The organism is Actinoplanes sp. NPDC049681, assembly GCF_044465265.1.
Lineage (GTDB): Bacteria > Actinomycetota > Actinomycetes > Mycobacteriales > Micromonosporaceae > Actinoplanes.
Genome location: NZ_JBITLP010000008.1, coordinates 18,280 through 30,238, shown reverse-complemented (window position 1 = coordinate 30,238; position 11,959 = coordinate 18,280). Strand labels below are relative to the sequence as shown.

Annotated in this window: 8 protein-coding genes and 1 riboswitch; of the genes, 4 read left to right on the top strand and 4 right to left on the bottom strand. The window is 73.4% G+C overall.

Annotated elements, in window-relative coordinates:
* Window positions 1–24: 24 nt before the first annotated feature.
* On the top strand, window positions 25–1,365 hold the full coding sequence (locus ACIBO8_RS27715; RefSeq protein WP_396118253.1) for a M1 family metallopeptidase: 1,341 nt from the start codon (window positions 25–27) through the stop codon (window positions 1,363–1,365).
* A gap of 63 nt (window positions 1,366–1,428) precedes the next feature.
* Here ACIBO8_RS27715 and ACIBO8_RS27710 read toward each other — a convergent pair whose 3' ends face one another.
* The 3 genes from ACIBO8_RS27710 to ACIBO8_RS27700 form a co-directional block, all read right to left on the bottom strand.
* Window positions 1,429–2,418 carry an NlpC/P60 family protein gene (locus ACIBO8_RS27710; protein WP_396118252.1) on the bottom strand — a complete coding sequence of 330 codons (990 nt, stop codon included), beginning with the start codon at window positions 2,416–2,418 and terminating at the stop codon, window positions 1,429–1,431.
* A 14-nt stretch (window positions 2,419–2,432) separates the two neighbouring features.
* Window positions 2,433–2,567, bottom strand: a riboswitch (cyclic di-AMP (ydaO/yuaA leader).
* A 158-nt stretch (window positions 2,568–2,725) separates the two neighbouring features.
* Window positions 2,726–3,646, bottom strand: coding sequence for a M56 family metallopeptidase (locus ACIBO8_RS27705; protein WP_396118251.1), 921 nt, complete (start codon window positions 3,644–3,646; stop codon window positions 2,726–2,728).
* Window positions 3,643–4,011, bottom strand: coding sequence for a BlaI/MecI/CopY family transcriptional regulator (locus tag ACIBO8_RS27700; protein WP_396118250.1), 369 nt, complete (start codon window positions 4,009–4,011; stop codon window positions 3,643–3,645). Before ACIBO8_RS27700 ends, ACIBO8_RS27705 begins: the two co-directional genes overlap by 4 nt.
* Before the next feature lie 76 nt (window positions 4,012–4,087).
* Between ACIBO8_RS27700 and ACIBO8_RS27695 the strand changes: the two genes are divergently transcribed.
* Genes ACIBO8_RS27695 through cydC form a run of 3 tightly spaced genes read left to right on the top strand, consistent with a single transcriptional unit; the run spans window position 4,088 to window position 9,751 of the window.
* Complete coding sequence (locus ACIBO8_RS27695; protein ID WP_396118249.1) at window positions 4,088–5,470, top strand: cytochrome ubiquinol oxidase subunit I; 1,383 nt, start codon at window positions 4,088–4,090, stop codon at window positions 5,468–5,470.
* 10 nt (window positions 5,471–5,480) lie between these two features.
* On the top strand, window positions 5,481–6,461 hold the full coding sequence (cydB, locus tag ACIBO8_RS27690) for a cytochrome d ubiquinol oxidase subunit II (RefSeq protein ID WP_396118248.1): 981 nt from the start codon (window positions 5,481–5,483) through the stop codon (window positions 6,459–6,461).
* A complete protein-coding gene (cydC, locus tag ACIBO8_RS27685) occupies window positions 6,458–9,751 on the top strand; it encodes a thiol reductant ABC exporter subunit CydC (RefSeq protein ID WP_396118247.1) in 3,294 nt (1,097 codons plus the stop codon). Before cydB ends, cydC begins: the two co-directional genes overlap by 4 nt.
* A gap of 31 nt (window positions 9,752–9,782) precedes the next feature.
* On the opposite strand, the gene ACIBO8_RS27680 is transcribed toward cydC, so the two are convergent.
* Entirely contained in the window at window positions 9,783–11,786 is a 2,004-nt protein-coding gene (locus ACIBO8_RS27680) for a protein kinase (RefSeq protein WP_396118246.1), read from the bottom strand.
* Window positions 11,787–11,959: the final 173 nt, after the last annotated feature.

The window sequence follows — 11,959 nt, the reverse complement described above, 5'->3', positions numbered from 1 at the left end:
CCCGGCGAGATCCAAGCTCGTCGAATGGTTACCAAACTCCTCACGGGACTGCTGCTGCTGGCCCCGGCGCTCGCCGTGCCGGGCGGTCCGGCGGCGGCCGCGGCCACGGACCCCACCCGTACGCCGGCGACCCCGGCGTACACCGTCTCGCTCTCCAGCGACACGGCCGGCGGGACCTGGACCGGGCATCAGAGCATCTCGTTCACGAACGCCTCCGCCGAGCCCCTGACCGAGATCTACCTGCGCCTGTGGGACAACGCGCACGGCACCTGCGCGGCCATGCCGATCACCGTCAGCAACGTGACGGGCGGGACGGCGGGATCCCTCTCAGTGGCCTGCACCGCGTTGCCGATCACGCTGCCGGCGCCGCTGGCCCAGGGCCGGTCGGCGAGCGTCGGTTTCGACCTGAAGATCGTGATCCCGTCCGGCGTGGACCGCTTCGGGCACGACGGGAGCTACTACTTCATCGGCAACGCGCTGCCCGTGCTGGCCGTGCGCGACGGGGCCGGGTGGCACCTCGACCCGTACACGAACAACGGGGAGTCCTTCTACCAGCTGGCGAGCGACTACGACGTCACGCTCGACCACCCCACCTCGATGGCCGTGCCGGCGACGGGCACCTCCACCGACAGCGCCGGGACCGCCGGGCGGACCGTCACCCACGCGGTCGGCAAGCAGGTGCGCGAGTTCGCCTGGGCGGCGGGCCCGTTCAAGAAGATCTCCGGTACGACCGCGGCCGGCGTCAAGGTGAACGTCTACTCGGTCGCGTCGATCTCCAACCGCAGCGCCTCCTCGATGCTGTCGGTCGCCACCGGTGCCCTGGACGCCCACGCCTCCCGATTCGGCGCGTACCCGTACGGGGAGGCCGACGTGGTCCTCGACAACGGATTCTGGTTCGGCGGGATGGAGTACCCGGGCTTCGTGCTGGACCTGGTCAGCTCGACCGCGCTGGCCCACGAGCTGGCGCACCAGTGGTTCTACGGCATCGTGGGCGACGACGAGTACAGCACGCCGTGGCTGGACGAGGGCTTCACCGACTACGCCACCGATCTGTACTTCAACAAGACCGGCTCCGGGTGCGGCATCACCTGGCAGTCGTCCGCCGAGAAGCTGACGAACTCGATGGCGTACTGGGACGCGCACTCGAGCCGCTACAGCACGGTCGTCTACGGGTACGGCAAGTGCACCCTGCACGACCTGCGCCGGCTGATCGGGAGCACGGCGATGACGCAGCTGCTGCGCTCGTACGCGGCCTCGCACTGGTACGGCGTCTCGACTGTGGCCGACTTCAAGGCGGCCGCTCAGGCCGCCGCCGGCTCGACGGATCTCACGTCCTTCTGGGCGGCGCACCGCGTCGAGGGCTGACCGGCACGCGAAGAGCCGCCACGCGGGACGTGGCGGCTCTTCGGCGTGGTGCGGGTGCCCGGGTCAGCCCGGGCGGCGCATGCCCGTGATGGCACCGCTGCGGTCGATCGGCGCCATGCGCACATGGTCACCCGTGTGGGGTGCATGCACCATGATGCCGCCGCCCACGTAGATGCCCACGTGATGCACCGGACTGCCGTAGAAGATCAGGTCGCCCGGTTGCAGTTCGCTGCGGCTGACGGCCCGGCCCTCGTGGATCTGATCACCCGTGAAGTGCTCCAGGTGCACCCCCACGGAGGCCCATGCCACCTTGGTCAGGCCCGAGCAGTCGTAACCGCGCGGCCCCTCCGCCCCGAAGACGTACGGCATGCCGATCAGGTCGCACGCCTTCTGTGCCGCGCGCCCGCCCTTGTCGTTGGTGTAGTTCACCGGGCAGGGACCGGTGCGCAGCGGGCCGTCGTTCGCACCCGCCGAGCCGTACGCCTGGATCCGCAGTTTCTGCAGGGCGTCGACCTTCTTCTGGATCTCCGCCTTCCGCGCGCCGAGGTCCTTGTCACGGGCCGCCACGGCGTCGGTCAGGGTCACCAGTGCCGCCTTGTCCCGCGCGTACTTGTCGCGGAGCTGCGCCGCGCCGGCCACCTGCTGACGCTGGTGGCGGGCGATCTGGTCGAGGAACGTGAGTTTCTCGGTCAGACCGGTCGGCGAGCCGCTGACCACCATGGCCTCCATCGCGCCGGGCGAGCCCTGCATGTACGCGTCGGCGGCCATGCCGCCCACCTGGGACATGGCCAGATCCACCTCCAGCTGGAGGGGCTCCAGCCGGTCGTTGATCTTCTTGAGCTGTGCACGGTTCTTGATCAGCTGGTTGTGCACGTCGTTGTACTGCTCGATGATCGACTCGAGTTTGTCCCACTGCTCGTCGATCTGCTTCTCGATGGTCGAGGGTGACGGGGTCGCGTGGGCCGCGGTGGGCACCAGCAGGACCCCGACCGCGGCGACGACACCGAGCAGACTGCGCAGAATCGTGGCGCGGCGCGCCCCAATCCGTTTCACGAAGGTGCAGTGTCCTTTCTTCCCTCAGCCGCCGACCGGGTTAGCTGTCGGGTTCGGACGGGAAGAACGCCCGGCCGCGATGGTGCCGCGGCTTCACCCCAGGTCCCTGGGTCCCCGGTTCGTGGTGCACGATCAGGCTCGGTCGAACAGCGCACGATTGAGCGGTGACTCATCGGTTCGCCCGGTTTGGACGAGGGGGGACCGACGAGCCGGGCACCACCGTACTCCCGATCACCGCAGAACTAAACCCGGTGATACCCGGGCACTCACCGCATATCGCACGTGACCCGCTGTGATTAAGAAAGACTTAAAGCGGCCAGGCGGTCAGCGCGCGCCCCAGCCAGGGCACCACCAGGATCACTGTGGGTAACACGATCAAACTCACCGCAATCAGGACGGCCACCACGGTCCACATCGGAGATCCGGCATCCGTCCCGGCGAGCCGCTCGAGGCGGCGGCGCCGCTCCTCGCCGGCGTCGCCACCGGCCTCCGCCGGGACGTCCGGGCTCACCGCGTCGCTCAGGACGGACAGGGCGGTGCGCAGCGGCTCGGCCCCGCAGCGACGCCGGGCCGCGTCGTCGGCGACCATCTCGAGCAGCAGGTGCACGGCGTCCAGCGGCGCCCGGCTGCGCAGCGGCCGCGGCACCGCCCGGTAGAACGCGGTGAAGGACTCGAGCACCAGGTCGTGCCGGTGGCGCAGGTGTGCCTGTTCGTGAGCGATGACGGCGGCCACCTGCGCCCGGTTCAGCACGCGCAGGGCTCCCCCGCTGACCACGACCCGGGGATTGCGGCCCGGCAGGCAGTACGCGAACGGCAGCGGGCCGTCGAGCACCCGCAGGCCGTGCGGCACCTCGGCCGGCAGCTCGCCGTGGCGTTCGGCGTCGTCGAGCAGATCCACGAGCATCCGGTGCCGGGCGCGGCGGGTCCGCGAGCGGTAGGTCACCCCGGCGAGCGACACGAGCAGCCGGACGATGATCACGGTCGCCACCACCAGGGCCGCGACCAGGGCGGCCGCCCCCGCCGGCCGGCCGGAGCCCAGTGCGCCGACCAGCTCCTGGGGGCCGGCGAGCACGACGCCCAGGGCGCAGAGGATGCCGGTCAGGGTGATGCTCTGCCAGAGGGCCACCGCGGCCGCCGGCGCACGGCCGGGCCACCGGGCAGCGGCGAGCGTCCCCGGCACGACCAGCGACAGGGTGAGGCCCAGCGCGCCGAGCAGCAGGGCGGTCACGACCCGGCGGCCGAATCCCTCCGGGCCGCCTCGATGGCGGCGGTCAGCATCGACGGGTCGATGCGCCCGACGAAGTGGGCCAGCGCGGCGTCGCGTACGCCGTCCGGGGCGGTGCTGAGCGCGTCGAGCATCAGCGCCGCCGTCATCTCCTCGCGAGACTGCGCCGGCGCGTAGCGGTAGGCCCGGTCCGCCTTGTGCTGGGTGACCACGCCCTTGCGGGCCAGCCGGTCCAGCACGGTCATCACCGTCGTGTACGCCAGGTCGCGCTCCCGGCTGAGCCGCTCGTGCACCTGCCGGACGGTCAGCGGCTCCGCGGCATCCCACAACTGCTGCATGACCTCCCGCTCGAGGTCCCCCAACGCCATGTGACCCACTCTACTGCACGGCGTCGTACTACACGTCGTAGTATCTACTACGAGATGTCGTAGAGGGGATGCCGACGTGGACGTGCTCGACCTGACCCGGCTCCAGTTCGCGGTCGTGACGATCTACCACTACTTCTTCGTGCCGCTGTCCATCAGCCTCGCCGCCACCGCGGCCGGGCTGCACATCGCCTGGCTGCGTACGGGCAGGGAGACCTACCGCGACCTGACCAAGTTCGTCGGGAAGCTGCTGATCGTCACGTTCGCCGTCGGTGTGGTCACCGGCCTCGTGCAGGAATTCCAGTTCGGCATGGGCTGGAGCAACTTCGCCCGGTTCTACGGCGACGTCTTCGGGCCCACCCTGGCCATCGAGGGGATGCTCGCCTTCTTCCTCGAAGCCACGTTCCTCGCGCTCTGGTACTTCGGCTGGGAGCGGCTGCCGCGCCGGCTGCACGCCGCCACCATCGTCGTGGTGGCCGTCGGCACCGTGCTGTCCGCGTTCATCATCCTGGCCGCGAACTCGTTCATGCAGAACCCGGTCGGGTACTCGCTGGACCCGGTCACCGGCCGCGCCCGCCTCGACGACTTCGGCGCCCTGCTGCTCAACAAGGTGAACCTCGCCGCGTTCCCGCACACCCTCTCCGGAGCGCTGATGGCGGGCGGATCGCTCCTGCTCGCGGTGGGCGCCTGGCGGCTGCGCGCGGCGGGGGAAGCGGCTTTCCGGACGCTGGCCCGCCTCGGCGCCTGGCTGACCGTCGTGGGTGGCGCCCTGACCGCCGTCACGGGCGATCACCTGGGCAAGGTCATCACCGAGGTGCAGCCGATGAAGATGGCCGCCGCCGAGGCCCTCTACGCCACCACCGCGGGCGCACCCTTCTCGGTCTTCGCCGTCGGCGACCCGGGCGGCGGGAAGCCGTTCCTGAGCATCGAGATCCCCCGGCTGCTGTCCATCCTCGCCAAGGGCACCCCGGGCGCGACCGTGCAGGGCATCGACGACCTGCAGGCGCAGTACGCGGCCCAGTTCGGCCCGGGGAGCTACGTGCCGATGATCCCGGTCGCGTTCTGGAGCTTCCGGCTGATGATCGGCATCGGCATGCTCGCGGCCGCCGTCGCGGCGTACTACCTGTGGAGCACGCGCCGGGACCGCCGGACGCACCCGCTGCTGCTGCGGCTCCTGCCGCTGATCCCGCTCCTACCGGCCGCCGCGAACAGCCTCGGCTGGATCTTCACCGAGACCGCCCGCCAGCCCTGGCTCGCCTTCGGTATCTCGCGCGTGGCCGACGGCATCTCCCCCGGCCTCACCCGCGGCGAGGTCGTGGGCTCGCTGGTGGGCTTCGCCGTCGTCTACGGCGTGCTCGCCGTCGTCTGGCTGCGCCTGATCCGCCACCTCGCCCGCCAACCGCTCGCGCCCGAGCACGCACCGGCCGAGCAGACCGACCGCGTCCCGGCGCCCGTCTACTGAGGAGGACCCCTTGGTCACCGTCTGGTTCTCGCTCGTCGTCCTCTGCTGGGTGCTGTTCTTCGTCCTCGAGGGCTTCGACTTCGGCGTCGGCCTCCTCGGGCCCGCGCTCGGCCGCGACGACCACGAACGCGGCGCGATCGTCCGTACCGTCGGACCCTTCTGGGACGGCAACGAGGTCTGGCTCGTCGCGGCCATCGGCCTCACCTTCGCGGCGTTCCCCGACTGGTACGCCGCCCTGCTCTCCGGTCTCTACCTGCCGATGGCGGTGCTGCTGCTCCTGCTCGCCGTCCGGGGCGTGGCCCTCGAGTTCCGCGGCAAGGGCGACGGCCCGGCGTGGCGCCGCCGCTGCGACACCGCCCTGGCAGCGAGCTCGGCCGGCATCGTGGCGCTGTGGGGCGCCGTCCTCGGCGTGCTGACCCACGGTCTCGCGGTCGGGGCCGACGGTCAGGTGACCGGCGCCGGCCCGGGGCGCACCCTCGCCCCGCTGGTCTCCTGGCCGGCCCTCGCCGGTGCCGCCCTCGCCCTGTACGCGGCCCTGCTCATCGGCGCCACGTTCCTGGCCCTGCGCACGACCGGGCCGGTGCACGCCCGGGCCCGCACCTGGAGTTTCCGCCTCGCCACGGCCGGCACCGTGCTGCTCGGCGCGGCCGGATTCCTGAGCACGTCCCGGCTCGTCGTCGCGGCGGCGGTGCTGTGCCTGGGCGTCGCCCTCATCGCCCGGCACGGCCACGAACTCCTCGCGTTCGGCGGCACCGCCCTCGGTATCGCCGGCGCGGTCGTCGCGGTCTTCACCGTCCACGGTGACGTGGTGCTGCGCAGCACGCTCGACCCGGCCTGGTCGCTGACCACGACCGGGGCGGCCGCCACCCCGTCGGCGCTGCGGCTGCTCAGTGTCGTCGGCGTGGTCGTGCTCCCGGGCGTGCTGGTCTACCAGGCCTTCTCCTACTGGGTGTTCCGCAGGCGCGTCGCCAGCGAGCGGGTGCCGTCGTGAGCCGCGGGCCGGTCGATCCCCGGCTGGTGCGGCACGCGCGCTCCGGGCGTACGGGAATCGCAGTTCTGTCCCTGATCGGCGCCGGACAGGCCGCAGCCACGGTGATGGTCGCGGTGTCGCTGGCCCGGATCGTCACCGGCCGCGACGCGGTCGCCCTGCTCGCCGCCGCCTTCGTGCTGCGGGCGGCGCTGACCTGGGCCGAGCAGATCGTCGCCCGGCGCACCGCCGCCCGGGTCACCGACGAGTTGCGCCGCCGCACGCTCGCGGCCGCGCTGCGGCAGGGCCCGGCGAGGGTGGCGTCCTACGGCGGGGGCCGGCTCAGCGCCGTGCTGACCGGCGGCCTCGACGCCGTGCGCCCGTGGTTCTCCGGCTATCTGCCCGCGCTGGTGCTCGGCGTGGCCCTGCCACCCCTGGTGATCGTCACGATGGCGGTCGTGGACCCCGCGTCCGCGCTGATCGCCCTGCTCACCCTGCCGCTGATCCCGCTGCTCGGCGCGCTGATCGGCTGGGCCACGCAGCAGCGGGCCCGGCAGGCCTGGGAGGCGGACGCCCGCTTGGCGGGCCACTTCCTCGACGTCGTGCGCGGGCTGCCGACCCTGCGCCTGTACGGGCGGGCCGGCCGCCAGACCGCCGTCGTGCGCGAGATGACGGACGAGCACCGCAACGCCACCGTACGGGTGCTGCGTCTCGCCTTCCTGTCCTCGACCGCCCTGGACCTCGTCGGCACGTTGTCGGTGGGGCTGATCGCCGTCGAGGCCGGGTTGCGGGTCGCGAGCGGCGCCCTGGACCTGGGCCCGGCCCTGCTGGTGATCCTGCTGGCCCCGGAGGCGTACCGGCCGCTGCGCGAGATGGCCGCCCGCTTCCACGCGAGCGCGGACGCCTCCGCGGTGATCGAAGACGTCGACGAGATGCTGCGCGACGACGCGGCCTACCTGCCGGCCCGCACCGGTGACGACGCCCGCCCGGCGCTGTACGCGTCGGGCCTGCGGGTGCGCCATCCCGGCGCGGCGGCCGACGCGCTGGCGATCGCCGGCCTGGCCGTCCGTGACCACGAGATCGTGGCGGTACGCGGACCGTCCGGCGCCGGCAAGACCACACTCCTGCGGGTTCTGGCCGGCCTGCAACCGGCCACCGAGGGCCGGGTCTCGTGCGCCGGCCCGGGGGTGCTGTACCTCCCCCAGCGGCCCGCGCTGCCCCACGTCCGTACGGTCGCCGACGTCTTCCCCGGCGCGGACCGGGACGAGATCGTGAGGGCGCTGGCGACGGTCGGCCTCGACGAGGAGGTCACGGCGGGCACGGTCCTGGGCGAGCACGGGAGCGGGGTCTCGGCCGGGCAGCGGCAGCGGCTGGCCCTGGCGGCACTGCTGCGGGCCGCGGCCCGCAAACCGGCGGTCCTCCTCCTCGACGAGCCGACGGCGCACCTGGACGCGGTCACCGAGCGAACGGTCGTCAGGCTCGTCCGGGCCGCCGCCACCCGGGGCTGCGCGGTGCTGGTGGTGGCGCACCGCCCGGCGTTGCTGGCGGAGGCGGATCGCGTGGTCGACGTGACCTCGCCGCGTCAGCCGGCATCACCGGAGGCGGACGTCGTCTCTTCTCCGGAGACTCCCCCGGAACCGAAGGCACACCCTCTAGCGCATCCTAGGAAGATAGGTTGGAGTCTGCCGGGGCGGCCCGCGACCGCCGTCGTGCTGGGCGCGGCCTCGTCATCGGCGGGAATCGTGCTGACCGGCGCCGCCGCATGGTTGCTCGTGCGGGCCGCTGACCTCCCGCCCGTGCTGAGCCTCTCGGCCGCTGTCGTGCTGGTCCGCGGGTCCGCCGTCGCCCGGCCCCTGCTGCGCTACCTCGAGCGGCTCGTCGCGCACGACGTCGCGTTCGCCCGGCTGGGCCGGTGGCGATCGAGGGTCTACGCCGACCTGATCCCCCGCGTGCCGGGCCCCCGCCTGCGGCGGCGGGGAGACCTGCTCACCCGCGTCGGCGCGGACGTCGACACCCGGGCGGACGGACTGCTGCGCGGCCGGCTGCCGGCGCTGAGCGCGGCGGTGACCGTACTCCTCACCACGGCCGCGGCGGTCGCGGTGGCTCCCCGGCTGCTGCCGCCCCTCGCCGCCGGGCTGCTCATCGCGGCGGTGCTGGCGCCGGCCCTCGCCACCCGGCTCGCCGGCCGGGTCGAGGCGGCCACCGGGCAGGCCCGCGCCGAGCTGCGGGACGCCGTCGTCGAGACCGTCGAGGGGGTCGAGGAGCTGGCGCTGCGCGGCGGTGACGCGCTCGGCGTGCCGGACCGGCGCAGCCGCGACCTGGCCCGGCTCGAGGCACGGACGGCCCACGCCTCCGGTGTCGCCACGGCGGTGAGCCTGCTGGGCTGGGGCGCCGCGGTCGCCGGCACCGCGGTCGCGCTCCGGCACACCCCCGGCCTCGCCCCCGAGTGGGCCGCCGTCCTGCTGCTCGCGGTGGTCGCGCTGGGCGAGCCCGTCGCCGGCCTGCCGGACGCCGCCGTAGCGCGGGCCCGGGCGGCCGCGGCACGGCGAAGGCTGGCGGAGATTCGTACGCAGCCCCCGTCCGCGACCCGGGTGCCTCAGGAGTCCGCCGGCGTCGTGCTGCACGGTCTGGTGGCGGGCTGGGACCCGCGGCGGCCCCCGGCCGTCCGCGGCGTCGACCTCGAACTCCCGCGCGGCGCGAAGGTGGCGGTGCTGGGCCCGTCCGGCGGCGGGAAGTCGACCCTGGCCGCGGTGCTCGCGGGGCTGCTCGACCCCCGCTCGGGGACGGTACGCCGGCCCGCGCGTACGGCCCTGGTCAGCGACGACGCGGATCACCTGTTCGCTTCGACCGTACGGGAGAACCTGCGCCTGGCGAGCCCGTCGGCGACGGACCCGAAGCTGCACGCGGCCCTGACCCGCGTCGGTCTCGGGCCGTGGCTGGCGGGGCTGCCGCAGGGGCTGGACACGTGGCTCGGTGCCGGCGGAAGCACCGTCTCGGGTGGACAGCAGCGCCGGCTCGCCACCGCCCGGGCCCTGCTCGCGGAGCCCGACCTGCTGGTCCTCGACGAGCCCACCGAAGGCCTCGACGAGGCGGGCGCCGCGGCGCTGATGGCCGACCTCCTGGACGCCGCCGGGGACCGCACGGTGCTCCTGTTCACCCACCGCACCGAGGGGCTCGACCGGGTGGACGCCACGTACGAACTACGGGCCGGAGTTCTTCGCTACGCCGGCAACGTGGAGGACCGATCACCTCGGCCTGCGTGCCGACGACCACCCGGTGGAGATAGTCACCGAGTACGTCGCCCAGCAGCATGACAACGTTCGTCCCGGCAGTGATGAACGCGGTTCAGGGCCGCAGCGGATATCCCGTCGCCGTGAAACCGCTCGAGGTCACCACCATGGTGGCGCCCACGGTCAGCGTCTCCACCGGTCCCGGGGTCGGCGTCGACCACAGGGTGCGTCCCGTCGCCGGATCGAGCTCGTGCAGGATCGAGTCGTAGGATGCCGCGAAGATGCGCCCGTCGCGGCTCGTCGCCACGACCGGGTTCAACAGCGCACGCCGCCAGCGCAGTTTCGCACCGTCCGCGGCGGCCACCCCCGACTCCCCCGCGGTCAGCCGGGCGTCGTTGACGCCGACGAGGGTCATCGCGCCCGCCGACGTGACGACGGAGATCTCGGTCGGCGAGTCGTCGCCCGGGATGTAGGTCGCGACGGGTACGGCGCTGATCACCTTGCCGGTCCGCGCTTCCACGGTGATCAGTCTCCACGCGTCACCGGCCGCGACCGTCACGGAGAGGCGGTCGCCGGTGCACCAGGGACCATCCATCACGCCCTTGGGCGCCACCGCGGTCTTCCAGGCCACTCTGCCGGTGACCGGCTCGATGCCGTACAGCCAGCAGGGGTCCCGCTCGGTCTTCCCCGCCTGACCGTGCAGCAGCCCGCCGCGGCTCATGCAGTACTGGTAGCCGAAGTCGCCGGCCCAACGCAGACGCCACCTCCGGCGGCCCGTGCGGGCGTCGTACCCGAACAGCGTGGACGACCCCTCGAGCGTCAGAAACAGGCCACCCAGTCCCGTCAGGATGCCCTGCGAGCCGGACGGGCGGGCGGCCCGCACCGCGCCGGTGGCCGCGTCGAGCACGCGGAAGGCGTCGCCCGCCTCCACCAGCACCTGGTTGTCGGCGAAGGTCACCAGATCGGTGATCTCGGGCTCCTTACGGCGCCAGCGCTGCTTACCGGTCTCGAGGTCGACGGCGCGGACCGCATCGCCGTCCGTACCGACCGCGACCGGCCCCATGGCGATCGGTTGCCGCAGGTCGTCACGGCGCCAGGCCGGGGCACCCAGTCCGGGCACCGGACTCGGCGGGACCGGTGCCGAGGCCCGGGGCTGCGCCCTGGCAGGAAGCCCTCTCGTGCCCCGCCACAGGGCCGTCCCACCCGCGGCCGCCACCGTGGCGGCGCCCGCGCCGATCACCGCCCGCCGGGAGAGCCCGCGCGTGCGCGCGGGGGCACCGCTGAGCAGCATCTCGCGGGCCTGTTCCGCCGTCGGCCGGCGCGCCGGGTCCGCGGCCAGCAACCGCAGCAGCACCGGGCCGAGGGTCCCGGCGCGCTGCGGCAGCCGGATCTCGTGCCGGGCGTACGCGACCAGCATCGGCAGGTACCCCTCGCGCTGGAAGGGCCCGACGCCCTCGATGGCGTAGTAGAGGGTGGCGCCGAGGCCGAACACGTCGGCGGGCGGTCCGGGGGCCAGACCTCTGGCCTGTTCCGGGGCGAGATAGCCGGGCGTGCCGAGCACGGCGCCGGTCTCGGTGAGCGTCTCGGCGTCCTGCATGGTGGCGATGCCGAAGTCGGTCAACCGCACCACGTCCTCGCCGCAGATCAGGACGTTGGCCGGTTTGACGTCTCGGTGGGTGATCCCGGCGGCATGGGCCACCTGCAGGGCCGAGAGCAGTTGCAGCCCGACAGGGATCGCGCGGTCCACCGGCAGCGGACCCTCACCGGCCACCATCTCCTTCAGCGACCGGCCCGCCACGAACTCCATGACGATCCAGGGCCGCTCGTCGTGGTCGACGATGTCGTACACCGCCACGATGTTCGGGTGGTGCAGGGCAGCCGCGGCGCGAGCCTCGCGCAGGCTGCGCTCACGCCCCTGCGCCACGGTACGGTCGGTGCTTCCCCAGCTGTGGCGCAGTTCCTTGACCGCGACGTGCCGGCGCAGGACCTCGTCGTAGGCGGACCACACCACACCCATCCCGCCGGCCCCGATCCGCTGCAGCAGGCGGTAACGCCCGCCCAGCAGCGCGGCGCCGGGCGTGTCCTCGGGCCGCCCCGGCTGCTCCGCGAAGATCGACACGGCGCACACGCTAGCCGAGCCTCTCCGAGCCCGGGAGGCCGGTCCGCCGGCGAATGCGCAGAACGGGCCGGCGAGCTGGGGCTGACGAGCGGCATCACCCCACGGGAAGGGTCCCGTGGGAGCGGCACAGCCGGCTCAGCTCGCTCAGCCACGCCGGCGGTGGTTCACGTCGA